Consider the following 14,181-nt stretch of genomic DNA (forward strand, 5'->3'; position numbering starts at 1 on the left):
AGGGCCAACGCTTGCCGCTGTCCTCTCCGATCACAGCCTCAGCGCCTGCGCGTACCCCGTCAGCTCCACGTACCCTCGGCCCAGCAGACGGCCTTCTGGGGCGAACGTGCATCAATTGGCTCGCCCCGCAGCCGATCCTGGTGCCATTAGGTATTCATGGCCAATGCAACTGGTGTGGCCTCTTTATCCTGCCTGTGATGTGGAGCGCTGATCTCGCTCCATGCAGGCCACCCAGCTATGGCGCAGGCCTGTTGAGGCTGAATGAGCCCGAGACGCGGCGCAGTCAGAACTCCGCGCCTTCGACCAGAAAGCGAACCCTGCGAACGCCTTGCCATTCATCGGCGTCCAGCCGAAACGCGAGCTTGACTCGTTTGGGCAATGGCTCGGTATGCCCAAACCAAATGCCATCCACGGCATCACCCTGGTGCTTCAATTTCAGGGCCAGGTGCTTCTCCCCCACCAGCCTTTGTGACACCACCTCCAGTTCTTCGCTGAAAGTAGGGGGTGCAAATCCTTGACCCCATACTTCACGGTGCAAGGTGTCGACGACATCGGTGCGTCGGTATTCCGGCGCCAACGGGCCATCGGTATCCAGACGGCGGGTCAAGGTGGCTGCGTCAAGCCACTCATCTGCCACTTGGGCCAGCGCCTGTGAAAAGGTGTCGAAGTGGGATCGGGGGATTGAGCACCCGGCCGCCATTGCATGACCGCCAAATTTCAACAAGACACCAGGGTGGCGTTTGGCCACCAAATCCAGTGCATCGCGCAAGTGAAAGCCGGGGATCGACCGCCCTGATCCCTTGAGTTCGTGCTCCCGGCCTGGCGCCGCGCTCGCCGCAAACACGAACGTTGGGCGATGCAGTTTGTCTTTGATGCGAGAGGCCACGATGCCCACCACGCCTTCGTGGAAGTCGGGGTCGAACACGCTGATGGCTGAAGGGGCGGCCTGGCCTTCTTCAAAAAGAGTTTCAGCGATTGCGAAGGCCTGTTCACGCATGCCACCCTCGATGTCACGCCTCTCGCGGTTGATGCTATCGAGCAATTTTGCCAGTTCGTCGGCTCGACCGGCGTTGTCTGTCACCAGGCATTCGATGCCAACCGTCATGTCGGACAGCCTGCCCGCCGCATTGATGCGGGGGCCCAGTGCAAATCCGAAATCAAAGGTTGTTGCTTTGCGCGCATCACGCACTGCGGCGCGAAACAAGGCCTCGACGCCCGCTGGCATGACCCCTGCACGAATCCGCTTGAGACCTTGGGCGACCAATCGCCGGTTGTTTTCGTCCAACTTGACCACATCGGCCACGGTGCCGAGCGCCACAAGGGGGAGCAGGTCATCCAGTTTGGGTTGAGGACGCTCCACATACGCGCCACGGCGGCGGAGTTCAGCTCGCAAGGCCAACAGCACATAAAACATGACGCCAACACCCGCCATGGATTTGCTGCCGAAGTCGCATCCGGGCTGGTTTGGATTGACGATGACATGGGCATCCGGCGTTTCGGCGGCCGGCAGGTGATGGTCGGTGATCAAGACCTGAAGCCCTAGTTCTCGGGCGCGGGCGACCCCTTCCATGCTGGCAATCCCGTTGTCGACCGTGATCAGCACATCGGCGCCCATGGCCTTCACCCGCTCCGCAATCGGCGCGGTCAGGCCATAACCATCAATGACCCGGTCGGGCACCAGGTAATCCACGCGTTGCGCCCCCAAAGCACGCAAGCCACGCAGGGCTACCGCACAAGCCGTGGCGCCGTCACAATCGTAATCGGCCACGATGCACAGGCTCATGTTCGCTGCGATGGCGTCAGCCAGAAGTTGTGCGGCCTCTTGAGCCCCTTTGAGGGTATGCGGCGGCAGCAGATGGGCCAGCCCATCGTCCAGTTCTTCCTTGTTCTGCACACCCCGGGCCGCATAAAGGCGTGCCAAAAGTGGGTGGATGCCGGCTTGCTCCAGGGCCCAGCAGGCGCGAGGAGGGATATCTCGTTCGAGTATTTTCATAGTGACTCCAGCGCCTGCCTGAATGCAGTTGTGCCTTGCCAGCGAGCTGCCAACCTGGACAGCAGACCATTGCGCGGGCCATGCCAGCTTTGCAGAGCCAGCTCGCCGCACAGCGTCAGTTCTATCGGTATACCCTGGCTTGCGATGCGGAGGCATTGGGCCATCGGTCCGGCGTCCAATTGCCTCCAGGCGTCTGTCCAGGCGTTCCAGTCCCCTGCCAGCGCGGGCCTGCGCAAGTCATCCAATACCTGTGGCGCAGCCTGCGGCGCCTGCCATCCCTGGGGCAGGGCGCCACAGCCACTGATCCAGAAGGAGTTGATGCTTGGCGCACCTTGCGCCTGGCGTGCCTCGCTGAACGCGTGCGTGTACAGCAGCATCTGGGTTTCTGTTTGCAAGCGCCTTAGCAGGTTTGCAGAGGGGCCCTGAGGCATCCATGCGTCAATCGAGCGTCCGATCACCCGATCCAGGCTGGGCGCATGCAACTTTCGAAAAACTTCACCACAGGCCAACCACCGCTCTGGGCTCTTGTAGTGCAGTTCGATGCCGTCGTCTTTGAAAAACGGCGCCAAGATGTCAAGCAGGGCACGCGACTCGGCCTCGCCCAGCCCCAAGGCCTGCGGGTCGCTCATGGCGATGTGGCTGCTCCCAACCTGCCAATGACAAGGGGTGATCCAGCTCCAGGCATGTTCCATGGTGGCTGGCCCCAGCCACTGCAGGGCGTCCCAGGCGGCCCACGGTGTGGGCGCTGCATCCAGCGAGGTGCCTTCGGGCAAGCCCATCGCCTGGGCCAAGGCCCATTCATGAGGCAGTGTGGGGCTGTCTTCACTTGGAGCGTGGCGGGTGCCTGGGCTCAGCAGTCGGCTCAACTGATAGAGGTTGGGTAACTCCCTGGGGCCAAGCGCCTGTTGGGCGCCTTCGGCGGAGCAATGCGCATAGGGCACGATGAGCCGCACCATACGGCTAGCGATATTCTGTTCTGACATGGGGTGTATTGTCCGGGATGCCACAATCTCGGCTCCATGCAAATCCCTTACGAATTGGCCTTGGGCTGGCGATACACCCGCGCCGGCCGTGCCACACGGCGCAACGGCTTCATCTCATTCATCTCCGGGGTCTCCATGCTGGGCATTGCGCTGGGCGTGGCGGCCCTGATCATTGTCCTGTCGGTCATGAACGGTTTCCAGAAGGAAGTCCGTGACCGCATGCTCAGCGTGGTGGCACACATCGAGATCTTCACCCCCCAGGGTGACGCGCTGCCCGATCCGTCGCTGACGCTCCAGGAGGCGAGACGCCATCCTGAGGTGCTGGGCGCAGCACCCTTCATCGCTGTGCAGGCCTTGCTCGCCCGGGGCGACACCATGAAAGGGGCCATCGTGCGCGGCATCGACCCCGCGCGTGAACCGGAAGTCGCGGACATGGACTCCGCCCTCAAGCAAGACGTGCTGCAACGCCTGGTGCCTGGGCAATTCGGCATCGTGCTTGGCGCCGACCTGGCCCGCAGCCTGGGCGTGCGTACAGGCGATCCGGTGACCTTGATCGCCCCCTCAGGCCAGGTCACGCCCGCGGGTGTGGTGCCCCGCCTCAAACAGATGACCGTGGTCGGCACCTTCGACTCCGGTCACTATGAGTACGACTCCACCCTGGCCATGTTGCACATGGAAGATGCCCAGCGCATCTTTCGCCTGGAGGGGCCCACCGGCATTCGCCTTCGCATTCGCGATCTTCACCAGGCCCGCGAGGTGGCCCAGCAACTGGCCGGCAGCCTGAGTGGGGATCTGCTGATCAGCGATTGGACGCGCCAGAACAAGAGCTGGTTCGCGGCCGTTCAGCTTGAAAAACGCATGATGTTCATCATCCTGACCCTGATCGTGGCCGTGGCCGCCTTCAACCTGGTCAGCACCCTGGTCATGACCGTCACCGACAAGCGCGCCGACATCGCCATCTTGCGCACGCTGGGCGCCAGTCCGGCCAGCATCATGGGCATCTTTGTCGTGCAGGGCGCGATGGTGGGTGTGATCGGCACCTTGGCGGGGCTGGTGCTGGGCCTGGCCATTGCCTGCAACATTGATGTGATCGTACCTGCCATCGAGCAAGCCTTCCACGCCAGCTTTTTGCCCAAGGACATCTATCTCATCAGCCGCATGCCCAGTGACCCGCAGCAGGGCGACATCCTGCCCATTACCCTGATCTCGCTGATGCTGGCATTTGTGGCCACCCTCTATCCCAGTTGGCGTGCCAGCCGGGTCAACCCTGCCGAGGCCCTGCGCTATGAGTGATCCAACCCTCTCCAACACCGTGCTGCAAGCCCGGGGCCTGAGCAAGCGTTTCACCGAAGGCCGGCTGGATGTGTCGGTGCTGCAGGGCGTGGACCTCAGCATCCGCGCTGGCGACACCGTGGCCATCGTCGGCGCGTCCGGTTCGGGCAAAAGCACGCTGTTGCACTTGCTGGGCGGGCTCGATGCGCCCAGCGCCGGTGAGGTCAGCCTCATGGGCCAACCCCTGTCGCAACTCGACCCTGCCACCCAGGGGCGATTGCGTAACCGGCACCTGGGCTTTGTTTACCAGTTCCACCACTTGCTGCCTGAGTTCAGCGCGCTGGACAACGTGGCCATGCCCCTGCGCATCCGCCGTGAAGCCGCAGCCGTCTCCTCCGAGGCGGCGCGCCGCATGCTTGAGGCGGTGGGCTTGGCCGATCGCTTGCACCACCGACCGGCGGAGCTTTCTGGCGGCGAGAGACAGCGCGTGGCCATCGCCCGCGCCCTCGTAGCCCAACCCGCCTGTGTGCTGGCGGACGAACCCACAGGCAACCTTGACCGGGGTACGGCCGAGCAGGTGTTCCAGCTGATGCTGCAATTGGCCCGCGATCAGGGCACCGCCTTTGTCATGGTCACCCACGACGAAACCCTGGCGGCACGCTGTGCCCGCCAAATGCGCCTGGTTCGGGGTTGCCTGGCCGAGGAGCGCACGGGCCAGGCCACCAAGGTGCCCGCATGACGCTGGACTGGTTGGATTTCGATTGCAGCGAAGACACCGATGAAGGGGGCACCTTCGACGCCATGGCATCGGTCTGGCCCGAGCAACTGCCCCTGGTACTGGCCGAGATCGCCGCGGTGCTGAAATGGGCGCGAGACCACTTTGGCCCTGAAAGGCCTCTGGACCATGGCGGTGACTGGGACGTGGATCTGCAGGCCTGGTGCGAGACCCAGCCCGTGCACAGCCTGACCGTGAACCTTCACACCCCAGGACTGGTGGTTTCAGAAGAGGCCCCCGGCGAAGAGCGGGTGCGTCGCACCGTCACCCTTTCACTCTGTGGCAGCGTCACCTTCGCTGAGGCCATGCGCGAGCGATTCGCACTTTAAGTCGCATCGCAACTGCCGCTGGTCACGGGTCATGGGTGCGAGCGCCGTGGGCCAGGGTGAGTTTGACCCGGTCCGGTACGGGGCCTCAGGCGGCTGCGGACAGGGCGTCGGGCCCGCCATGGGCGCTCACAGACGGCGCTGCTGGCGACGGTTCGCTCACCTCTTGGCCTTGAACCTGGTTGGCTGAGGCTTGAACGCGGTGGCTGACCGTGACCACGGAGGGTGCCTGTCGGATCAGTGGGGCATGTAGGTTGATAGGAGCATCAGGCCGGATACGAAGTCTCAGAATATTCATGGCATTGACCGTGGGGTCTGCTTCACCCGTCACCCCCGGGTGAGCGCGGTCATGACGCAGGAACACGTGCCTCCATGGTCTGCTCTTCGCCTCCGCGGGATCTTCTGAAAAGAGGGGCAATCACCCCGCATTTCGGGGCATCAAAGCTGCCGACCGGCTTGGCGCCTGTCACGGTTATCGACCGTTGAACGTGGGGCTTGACCTCTTTTTCTCAGACCGTCACTGGCAATCCACATTCACCAGCGACAGCTTGCCCGCGACAATGTTGCCGCTGCCATTGCTCACGCTGCACTTGCCTTGCAGCGGTTGCTGAGCCACCACCACCTGATAAGGTGTCCCCGCGGGCAGTGAGTTCTTGAATTGGAAGAAGCCGTTCTGCGCCAGCAACAGCGACAGACCGTTGGTGCTCAGCGTCACGCTGGTGCCCGCTTGCAGCCCGGCCAGGGTGCCGCCCAGCGAAAGGCCGGTATCGCAGGCCACTTTCACGGCAAATACCCCATCGCCTCGGCTGTTCACCTTGCCACTGCCACTGCTCACACTGCAGTTCACGCCGGCAGGCTGGGTGAGAACGCTGACGTTGTAGCGTTCGTCAGCCTTCAGTCGCGTGTCAAAGCGGAATTCACCGTTGCGCGTCAGCGTCAGATCGTCGTCGGCATTGTTTTGCAGCACAAGTTGCTGGCCACTGGGCAGCCCGCTCAGCGTGCCACCAATCGGGGCGTCGGAGCCCTGGTCATTGCAGGCGCTCAAGAGAGCGCTGCTCAAAAGGCAAAGGCCCCACAAGGGCCAGACATGTTTTTTTGCAGCTTTTTTTGCGGGGGGCATGGGCCAAGTCCTCAGTGTCGGTGAGAGCCCGCGCCAGGATGGGCGTGGGGCGGCTGTTGTGGCAGCCGCGACAAGGTAGATACCAACCCCCGGTAACCTGGGTCAGATCGGCAAGATTCAAACAGTCTGATGCAAGGGTGCGACCGTTGGCCCTTTCGTGAGGGTCAGCGGCTCATCACGGAGCGCAACACCTGGGCCAGTTCGGCCGGGGCAAACTTGGCCACATAGGCATCGGCGCCCACGCTCTTCACGTGATCCTCGTTGGTCGTGCCTGACAGCGAGGAGTGGATCACCACCGGCAGCCCGCTGAAACGCACGTCTTGCTTGATGTTTCGCGTCAGGGTGAAGCCGTCCATCTCGGGCATCTCCAGGTCAGTCAGCACCAGGGCCACCTTGTCGCGGATCGTCAGGCCTTCCTTGCGCGCATCGGCCTCGATGCGTTGCAGCGTCTCCCAGGCCTCTTTGCCGCTGCGGGTCATCACAAAGGGGGCTCCCATGGCTTCGAGGCTCTTTTCCATCAGCGTGCGGGCCATGGGCGAGTCGTCGGCTGCCAGCACCACGCTGCCAGGGCGCAGGTTGAGCGAGGGGCCAATGGTGCCCGGGTTCACTTCCTGATCGGGGGTGGGGCTGACGCGACGCTGGATGGCTTCCACATCCAGCACCTGCACCAGGCGGGTGTTGTCCACATCGCCGTCCAGGCGGGCAATGCTGGTCACCATGCCCGAGGCCGCGTTGCCCTCGGCCGCCAGCACCTGCGTCCAGTCCAGGCGCACGATCTCTTCCACCGCTTCCACCGCAAACGCGATGGTGTGGCGTGCAAACTCGGCCACCAGCATGATGTTCAAACCGGTCACCGGCTGGCATCCCACGATGAACGGAAGGTCGATCACCTGGATCACCTGGCCGCGCAGGTTCACCACCCCGAGCACACCCTTGGCGGCCCCGATGATGGCGGTGATCTTGGGCATCTCCACGATCTCTCTGACCTTGAACACGTTGATGCCAAACAGCTCAGACCTGTCCCCATGAGCATCCTTGCCCAGGCGGAACAACAGCAGTTCAAATTTGTTGGTGCTGGTCAGGTTGGTGCGCTCGTCGATCTCTCGTTGGGCTTCTGAGGTCATGGCGGATTCCACTTGTGACAAAGAAAAACACAGTCTAGCCCCAACTTCGCGCTATGGGGCGTCAGAGTGGGGCCTGGCACCGGTTTCGCAGTGCGGCTTGCGTTGCCTCAGTCAGGAACAGTGGGTTTCAAGCCACGCGGCCGAACCAGCTTAAGGACAAACCCGAGGCCAGCAAGACCAGTGCCGCCGCTGCCAGGGCCAGCAAGGCACTGATCTCGGTCTCGTGGGTTTCCAGGGCCAGCCGTGAGCCCAGGGTTTCGTAGACCTGATGCAGGGCCTCGGCCGAAGCCGCATGAAAGTACTCGCCCTGGGTGCGCGCTGCCACCGCCTTCAGCGTCTCCTCGTCCAGTCGCACCCGCATTGACCAGCCTTCAAATCCCACGGTATCGCCATCCACCGTCCCCACCCCCACGGTGTATACGCGCACCCCGCGCTCTGCGGCCAGGCGGGCGGCCTCCAGGGGATCGACCCCCGTGGTCCTCTGGCCGTCCGTCAACATGATGATTGCCGCCGTGGTGTAAGAGCCTGCGGGTACAGGCTGCCAGGGCTGTGGTCTGGTGGCCTCCGGGCTGCCCAGTGGGGCTGCGGTGATGGTGCCGGCCCCCCAATGGGCCAAATCGATGCCGGCCTGGGGAAACAAAGTGGCCAGCGCCACCACCAAGCCATTGCCGGTGGCCGTGCCCCGTTGCAGTTGAAAGCCATCGATCGCCTGAAACAAGTCCTCGTGGTTGCGGGTCGGGGCCTGGGCCAGCTGGGCGCTGCCGGCAAAGGCCACGATGCCCACGCGCACGGGCCTTGGCAGGCTGCGGATGAAGGCCTTGGCCGCCTCCTGGGCCGCCACCAGCCGGTTGGGTTTGACGTCGGTGGCGCGCATGCTGCCCGACACATCCATCACCAGCAACAGGGTCTGTTGTTCGCTGGGCAGGCTGATCCGCGCCACCGGACGGGCGGCGGCCAGCAGCAACAAACCCCAGGCCAGCAAGAGCAGGGCGGGTGGCAAGTGCCGCCGCCAGCGCCGGCCCGGCCCCATGGCCTGTTGCAGCAGGCCCAGCCCCGGGTAGAGGGTGGCTGCACGCCGGCGGCGCAGCAGCAACACGTAAGCCGCCACGGCCACCGGGCACAAGGCCAGCAGCCACAGCATCTGGGGCCACAGAAAGCTCATGTGGGGGCCTCCGCCTGAGGCCATCGGTTCTGAGGTCTGGGGGCCTCGGCAGTCAGGCCTCTGCGCAAGCGCACAAAGCGCCGCAACTCGGCCGCCCAATCAGCGGCCGTGCTCAACGCCAGGGCGTCGACCCCGGCGCGGCCAAAAGCCTCGCGCAGGCGCACACCGCGTTCTGCCGCGGCCTGGGCAAAGCGCTCGCGCAGGGCACGGTCGTGGCTGTCCACCCACAAGGCCATGCCGCTTTCAGGATCCCGCAGGTGCAGCAGGCCCAGATCCGGCAGCGCTTGCTCCAGTGGGTCCAGCAGCTGCAGGGCCACCACATCGTGCTTTTGGGCCAGGCGTCCCAGAGGGCGCTCCCAGTCGATCTGCTCCTGGAAATCGCTCAGCACCAGCACCGTGCTCCGCCGGTGCAGCGTGGCGCCGGCCCGGTGCAGCGCTCGGGCCAGGGCCTGGGGGCGCGTTGCAGCGCTGGCGGGTGGGCCTGCAGGGCGGCGGCTGTCTGGCCCCTGGTCCAAGGCATGGCGCAACTGCGCGGCCCCCTGGCGTCCGCCCAGAGCGCGAGGGCTTTGTCGCAGGCCCTGAGGGCCGAACTCATTGAAAGTCAGTGTGCCCACCCGGTGGCCGTGCTCCAGCCAGGTCAGGGCCAAACCCCAGATCAGCTCTTGCGCCAGGCGGGCTTTGCTGTGGCGGCCCGAGCCGAAATGCATGGAGCGGCTCTGGTCCAGCACAAACCACGCGCTCATGTCGCGCTCTTCGTGGAACAGGCGCACGTGGGGGGTGTGCAGGCGGGCCGTGGCGTTCCAGTCGATGTGCCGTACCTCGTCGTGCGGCTGGTATTCGCGCAGGTCCGCCAGATCCAGGCCGCTGCCGCGCAGCAGGCTGAGATACGGCCCGGGCCGCCAGCCCTGCAGCCGCTTGAGCGCAGGCCAGTCCAGCTTCATCTGGGCTGGCCGGGGCCCGAAGGGCGCAGCCGTGTCAGATCGATCCAGGGCGTGGGTCGTCATGCTGCAGGGCTCGGGGTGGCGGGCTGATGCGGCCCATCAGCCGGTTGATCAGGCTGTCGGGGCTGTGCCCCTCGGCCAGGGCTTCATAGGACAAGGTCAGCCGGTGGCGCAGCACTTCGGGTGCCAGGTCCGTCAGGTCTTCAGGCAGTGCGTAGCGCCGGCCACGCATCAGCGCCAGTGCCCGTGCGCCCTCGGCCAGCGCGATCGTGGCCCGGGGGCTGGCCCCGGCGTTCAGCCACCCCTGCAGCTCGGGCAGACCGTGTTGGGCCGGCTGCCGTGTGGCCGACACCAGTCGCACGGCGTACTGCAGCAAAGCTGGGTCCAGGTACACCTGCCGGCAGCAGGCTTGCAACGCGACCAGGGCCTCCATGCTGGCGACTGGCCGCACGGCCACCGGCGGGGCGATCGCCCGCTGAACGATCGCCAGCTCCTCCTCGTCGCTCGGATAGCCGATGTGCACCTTCATCATGAACCGGTCCAACTGGGCCTCGGGCAGGGGGTAAGTGCCCTCGGTCTCGATCGGGTTCTGGGTGGCCATCACCAGAAAGGGGCTGGGCACCCGGTGGGTTTCGCCGGCCAGGGTCACCTGGCGCTCTTGCATCACCTCCAGCAGTGCACTTTGCACCTTGGCCGGCGCGCGGTTGATCTCATCGGCCAGCAGCAGGTGGGTGAACACGGGGCCCAGGGCGGTGCTGAATTCCCCGTTGCGCGGGTTGAACAGACGTGTGCCCACCAGGTCGGCTGGCATCAGGTCAGGCGTGAACTGGATGCGCTTGAACTGGCCATGCAGTGTCTGCGCCAGTGTCTTCACCGTGAGGGTCTTGGCCAGCCCGGGCACGCCCTCCACCAGCAAGTGCCCCTGCGCCAGCAGCGCCACCATCACGCGCTCCAGAAACCGGTCCTGCCCGACCACCACGCGCTTGATCTCGTAGAGGATCTGCTCCATCAGGGCGGCGGTGTCGGCGCCGGGCGCGGTCTGCGTTGGGGGCGGGGCATCCATGGGCGGGTTCCTTGTTCTGGCAGGGGGCTTCAGAAAGGGGGCATGCCGGCCGCCGTGGCGGCGCTCTCGATCGGTACGGCAAAGCCGATGCCGATGAAGGTTTTGGCCGCACCGGGGTTGAGGATGGCCGTCACGATGCCCACCACCTCACCTTGGGCCGTGAACAGGGGCCCACCTGAGTTGCCCGGGTTGGCTGCCGCATCGAACTGAATCATGTGGTTCAGTGTCTGGCGTCCCTGAGGCGAATCAAATTCGCGGTCCAGCCCCGACACCACGCCTGCGGACACCGATGGCCCGATGCCGTACGGAAAGCCGATCACCCCCACGGTGTCGCCCGGGTGCAGGCTGCCGCTGCTGGCCAGGGTGGCGGCCACCAGGTCATCGGGCACGCGGCTGGCCTGCAGCACCGCCAGATCCTGCGCGGGTCGGGTGGCCACCAGGGTGGCGCTGGCGCGCAAGCCATCGCTGAACACCAGGCCGATGCGTTCGGCCCCTTTGACCACATGCAGGTTGGTCAGGATCAGGCCGCTGTCCACCAGCACCACGCCGGTGCCGACGCTGGTCTCATGTCCTTCGCGTTCTTCACGGCCTCGCGTATTGCCTTGGTGGGCGGGGCGTTCGGCCCGTTCGTGGCCAAAACCCACGACCCGAACCACCGAGGGCGCCACCCGCTCTGCGGCCAGTGCCACGGCTGAACGCAGCGGCTGGGTTTCGAGGCTGTGCCGCACCGCGGCATCGATGTCCTGCTGCGTCAATGGGCGAGGCCGGGGTGCCAGTTGCCAGCCCAGCAACAGGCCGGCAAACAGCAGGGCGGCGGCGCTGATCCAGGCCGGCGCCCGGGTGCGCCAATGGGCTTGTCGCGCAGGGGCGGATGGGGTGGCTGGGTTGGCGGGGGGGTCTGGGTGTTGTGCGGTCGTATCGGTGGCCTGGGGGGCCTGGCTCGAAGGCTCTTGTGGAGAGGGGGGCGCGTCGACCGGCACGGGCTCCCGGGCCGTGGCGGCGGCGGGAGGGCGGGGTGGGATGTACAAGGCGGGCCTGCGCATGGGGTCACCTGTGTCCTGGGGCATGGGCACGGTGCCGACGCCTGGGCAAAACCTTAGCATGGTTTGCCGTCGGCTGCACGGCCCGGGGAGGCCGTGCAGCCCTGGCGCTTCAGGCATCATCGGGTCCATGTTGTTCTGGCTAGACACCCATTGCCACCTTGACGCCCCCGAACTGGCCGCCGATGTCGACCAGGTGCGCCAGCAGGCCCGGGCCGCCGGGGTCGGGCACTGCGTGCTGCCGGCGGTCGAGGTGGCCCATTTCGAGGCGGTGCGCTGCCTGGCCCACCGGCACGGCGACAGCTATGCCCTGGGCATCCACCCCCTTTACACCCCACGGGCGGCCGACTCTGACCTGGACCGCCTGGCCCAGGCCCTGCAGGTCGCGCAGGCCGACCCGCGCCTGGTGGCCGTGGGCGAGATCGGCCTGGACGGCTTTGTGCCGGGCCTGGACATGGCGCGCCAGCAGCATTTCTACCGGGCTCAGTTGCGCCTGGCGCGGCAGTTCGATCTGCCGGTGATCCTGCACGTGCGCCGGTCGGCAGACGCACTGCTGGCCGCCCTGCGCTCGATCGGGGGGCCCGGTGCGGGGGCCTGGCGGGGCATTGCCCATGCCTTCAATGGCAGCTTCCAGCAAGCCGAGGCCTTTGTTCACCTGGGCTTCAAGCTGGGCTTCGGCGGGGCGCTCACCTACGACCGGGCGTTGCAACTGAGACGCCTGGCCACCGAACTGCCGCTGGATTCGCTGGTGCTGGAGACTGACGCGCCCGACATTCCGCCGCACTGGCTGTACCGCACGGCGGCCGAGCGTGCGGCCGGCCTGCCGCAGGGCCGCAATACGCCGGCCGAACTGCCCCGCATCGCGGAGGTGCTGGCCGGCCTGCGGGGCCTGCCCCTGGCCGAACTGGCCGCGGCCACCACGCGCAATGCCTGCTCGGCCTTGCCCCGACTCGAAGCCCTGCTGGCCGGGGCCGCGCCATGAGCGAGCGCCTCACAGGCCTGCCCCCGGTGCTGGGGCCAGAAACCCGCCTGCTGGTGCTGGGAAGTTTTCCGGGTGCCCGCTCACTGGCCCAGCAGCAGTATTACGGGCACCCGCAAAACCAGTTCTGGAAGATCCTGTCCACTTTGTGGCAATGCGACCTGGTCGCACTGGATTACCCCGATCGGCTGCAGCAACTGCAGCGGCGCGGCCTGGGGCTGTGGGATGTTTATGCCTCGTGTGAACGCGAAGGCAGCCTGGACAGCGCCATCCGCAAGCCCTTGGTCAATGACCTGGCCAGCCTGCGTCAGCGTTGCCCCTGCCTGTGCGCCATCGCCCACAACGGCGGCGAAAGCTACCGCCATGCCCGGCACACCCTGGCGCTGGGGCTGCCGGTGTGGCGCCTGCCGTCCACCAGCCCGGCCAATGCGTCCCAGACCCTGGCGCACAAGCTGGCCGCCTGGCGCGAGGCCTTCGAGTCGGCCGGTCTGCTCTGAGTGCCGGCTGCCTGCGCTTCATGCGCTGGGCGGGCCTGCTACAGTGCTGCACCGTTTTTCACCCGCACAGCCATGGCCCGCAGCAAATCCACCCCCACCCCCGTCGAACTGCCTGAAGTCAATTTCTCGGACTGGGACGGTGTGCGCAGTCTGCACCTGGGCACCGAATGGATCCAGGGCACCATGCTCATGGACGCCCCGTACGACATCGAACTGGAGTACGTGCAACGCATGATGGCCTGGCTGCTGTTCACCGACCCGGCCCGCTTGACGCGCTTCCATGCCATGCAACTGGGCCTGGGCGCCGGCACGCTGACCAAGTTCTGCCGCAAAAAGCTCAAGGTCACCACCACGGCCATCGAACTCAACCCTCAGGTGTTGCATGCCTGCCGCGGCTGGTTTAAGCTGCCGCCCGACGACAGCAAGCTGCGCGTGGTGATCGCCGACGCCGCCGAGGAAATCCGCAACCCCATGTGGCACGGCGTGGTCGATGCCCTTCAGGTCGACCTGTATGACCATGAGGCGGCCGCTCCGGTCCTTGACAGCGCCGAGTTCTATGCCGATTGCCGTCAGTTGCTCAGCGAAGACGCCTGCATGACCGTGAACCTGTTCGGTCGCTCCTCCAGCTACGAGCGCAGCGTCGAGAAAATGGTCGAGGCCTTTGGGGCTGACGCCATCTGGGCCTTCAAGCCCACCCGCGAAGGCAACACCGTGGTGCTGGCCCAGCGCACGCCGTCGCGCCCCAAGCGCGAAGTCTTGCTGGAGCGCGCCGAGCTGATCCAGAGCCGCTGGGGCCTGCCGGCCACCAAGTGGCTGCGCGTGTTCAAGCCGCTGGTGTCACGCCGCTCTGCCTGAGCGTCTTGGCCTGGGCCTGGCACCTGCCGGTGCAGGCCCGCGACAACGCCT

14 protein-coding genes are annotated in these 14,181 nt (G+C 65.8%); 6 read left to right on the plus strand and 8 right to left on the minus strand.

Annotated elements, in window-relative coordinates:
• Positions 1 to 283: 283 nt before the first annotated feature.
• Entirely contained in the window at positions 284 to 1,993 is a 1,710-nt protein-coding gene (gene recJ, locus AC07VS_RS02140) for a single-stranded-DNA-specific exonuclease RecJ (protein ID WP_494750097.1), read from the minus strand.
• Complete coding sequence (locus AC07VS_RS02145; RefSeq protein WP_494750098.1) at positions 1,990 to 2,976, minus strand: phosphoglycerate mutase; 987 nt, start codon at positions 2,974 to 2,976, stop codon at positions 1,990 to 1,992. Before AC07VS_RS02145 ends, recJ begins: the two co-directional genes overlap by 4 nt.
• Before the next feature lie 36 nt (positions 2,977 to 3,012).
• Between AC07VS_RS02145 and AC07VS_RS02150 the strand changes: the two genes are divergently transcribed.
• Genes AC07VS_RS02150 through AC07VS_RS02160 form a run of 3 tightly spaced genes read left to right on the plus strand, consistent with a single transcriptional unit; the run spans position 3,013 to position 5,352 of the window.
• A complete protein-coding gene (locus AC07VS_RS02150) occupies positions 3,013 to 4,269 on the plus strand; it encodes a lipoprotein-releasing ABC transporter permease subunit (RefSeq protein WP_494750099.1) in 1,257 nt (418 codons plus the stop codon).
• Positions 4,262 to 4,987 carry a lipoprotein-releasing ABC transporter ATP-binding protein LolD gene (gene lolD / locus AC07VS_RS02155; RefSeq protein ID WP_494750100.1) on the plus strand — a complete coding sequence of 242 codons (726 nt, stop codon included), beginning with the start codon at positions 4,262 to 4,264 and terminating at the stop codon, positions 4,985 to 4,987. Before AC07VS_RS02150 ends, lolD begins: the two co-directional genes overlap by 8 nt.
• A complete protein-coding gene (locus AC07VS_RS02160; RefSeq protein ID WP_494656288.1) occupies positions 4,984 to 5,352 on the plus strand; it encodes a hypothetical protein in 369 nt (122 codons plus the stop codon). The genes lolD and AC07VS_RS02160 overlap by 4 nt, the downstream gene beginning before the upstream one ends.
• Positions 5,353 to 5,866: 514 nt before the next feature.
• On the opposite strand, the gene AC07VS_RS02165 is transcribed toward AC07VS_RS02160, so the two are convergent.
• The 6 genes from AC07VS_RS02165 to AC07VS_RS02190 form a co-directional block, all read right to left on the minus strand.
• The gene (locus AC07VS_RS02165) at positions 5,867 to 6,394 is read right to left on the minus strand and encodes a hypothetical protein (protein WP_494656289.1); all 528 of its coding nucleotides are present in this window, start codon (positions 6,392 to 6,394) and stop codon (positions 5,867 to 5,869) included.
• Between the two features lie 239 nt (positions 6,395 to 6,633).
• A complete protein-coding gene (locus tag AC07VS_RS02170) occupies positions 6,634 to 7,593 on the minus strand; it encodes a chemotaxis protein (RefSeq protein WP_492346680.1) in 960 nt (319 codons plus the stop codon).
• A gap of 127 nt (positions 7,594 to 7,720) precedes the next feature.
• Complete coding sequence (locus tag AC07VS_RS02175; RefSeq protein WP_492346681.1) at positions 7,721 to 8,755, minus strand: VWA domain-containing protein; 1,035 nt, start codon at positions 8,753 to 8,755, stop codon at positions 7,721 to 7,723.
• Positions 8,752 to 9,759: a DUF58 domain-containing protein gene (locus AC07VS_RS02180; RefSeq protein WP_494750101.1), complete on the minus strand. Its 1,008-nt coding sequence runs from the start codon at positions 9,757 to 9,759 to the stop codon at positions 8,752 to 8,754. The genes AC07VS_RS02175 and AC07VS_RS02180 overlap by 4 nt, the downstream gene beginning before the upstream one ends.
• Entirely contained in the window at positions 9,731 to 10,759 is a 1,029-nt protein-coding gene (locus AC07VS_RS02185; protein ID WP_492346683.1) for an AAA family ATPase, read from the minus strand. Before AC07VS_RS02185 ends, AC07VS_RS02180 begins: the two co-directional genes overlap by 29 nt.
• A gap of 29 nt (positions 10,760 to 10,788) precedes the next feature.
• On the minus strand, positions 10,789 to 11,802 hold the full coding sequence (locus AC07VS_RS02190) for a S1C family serine protease (protein ID WP_494750102.1): 1,014 nt from the start codon (positions 11,800 to 11,802) through the stop codon (positions 10,789 to 10,791).
• Between the two features lie 127 nt (positions 11,803 to 11,929).
• Here AC07VS_RS02190 and AC07VS_RS02195 point away from each other — a divergent pair, with 127 nt between their 5' ends.
• From AC07VS_RS02195 to AC07VS_RS02205, 3 genes are all read left to right on the plus strand, one after another.
• Positions 11,930 to 12,781, plus strand: a complete 852-nt coding sequence (locus AC07VS_RS02195; RefSeq protein ID WP_492346685.1) for a TatD family hydrolase — start codon at positions 11,930 to 11,932, stop codon at positions 12,779 to 12,781.
• On the plus strand, positions 12,778 to 13,275 hold the full coding sequence (locus AC07VS_RS02200) for a DNA-deoxyinosine glycosylase (protein WP_494656292.1): 498 nt from the start codon (positions 12,778 to 12,780) through the stop codon (positions 13,273 to 13,275). The genes AC07VS_RS02195 and AC07VS_RS02200 overlap by 4 nt, the downstream gene beginning before the upstream one ends.
• 72 nt (positions 13,276 to 13,347) lie before the next feature.
• Positions 13,348 to 14,130, plus strand: a complete 783-nt coding sequence (locus AC07VS_RS02205) for a class I SAM-dependent methyltransferase (RefSeq protein WP_492346687.1) — start codon at positions 13,348 to 13,350, stop codon at positions 14,128 to 14,130.
• The last annotated feature ends 51 nt before the right edge of the window (positions 14,131 to 14,181 follow it).

The organism is Curvibacter sp. GW821-FHT01G03, from assembly GCF_059422285.1.

Excerpts from the sequence above, each read along its gene's own strand:
- AC07VS_RS02175 (WP_492346681.1), bottom strand. The coding sequence starts at position 8,755 with ATGAGCTTTCTGTGGCCCCAGATGCTGTGGCTGCTGGCCTTGTGCCCG.
- AC07VS_RS02195 (WP_492346685.1), top strand. The coding sequence starts at position 11,930 with ATGTTGTTCTGGCTAGACACCCATTGCCACCTTGACGCCCCCGAACTG.
- AC07VS_RS02185 (WP_492346683.1), bottom strand. The coding sequence starts at position 10,759 with ATGGATGCCCCGCCCCCAACGCAGACCGCGCCCGGCGCCGACACCGCC.
- lolD (WP_494750100.1), top strand. The coding sequence starts at position 4,262 with ATGAGTGATCCAACCCTCTCCAACACCGTGCTGCAAGCCCGGGGCCTG.
- AC07VS_RS02180 (WP_494750101.1), bottom strand. The coding sequence starts at position 9,759 with ATGACGACCCACGCCCTGGATCGATCTGACACGGCTGCGCCCTTCGGG.
- AC07VS_RS02145 (WP_494750098.1), bottom strand. The coding sequence starts at position 2,976 with ATGTCAGAACAGAATATCGCTAGCCGTATGGTGCGGCTCATCGTGCCC.
- recJ (WP_494750097.1), bottom strand. The coding sequence starts at position 1,993 with ATGAAAATACTCGAACGAGATATCCCTCCTCGCGCCTGCTGGGCCCTG.
- AC07VS_RS02190 (WP_494750102.1), bottom strand. The coding sequence starts at position 11,802 with ATGCGCAGGCCCGCCTTGTACATCCCACCCCGCCCTCCCGCCGCCGCC.
- AC07VS_RS02200 (WP_494656292.1), top strand. The coding sequence starts at position 12,778 with ATGAGCGAGCGCCTCACAGGCCTGCCCCCGGTGCTGGGGCCAGAAACC.
- AC07VS_RS02160 (WP_494656288.1), top strand. The coding sequence starts at position 4,984 with ATGACGCTGGACTGGTTGGATTTCGATTGCAGCGAAGACACCGATGAA.
- AC07VS_RS02205 (WP_492346687.1), top strand. The coding sequence starts at position 13,348 with ATGGCCCGCAGCAAATCCACCCCCACCCCCGTCGAACTGCCTGAAGTC.
- AC07VS_RS02170 (WP_492346680.1), bottom strand. The coding sequence starts at position 7,593 with ATGACCTCAGAAGCCCAACGAGAGATCGACGAGCGCACCAACCTGACC.
- AC07VS_RS02150 (WP_494750099.1), top strand. The coding sequence starts at position 3,013 with ATGCAAATCCCTTACGAATTGGCCTTGGGCTGGCGATACACCCGCGCC.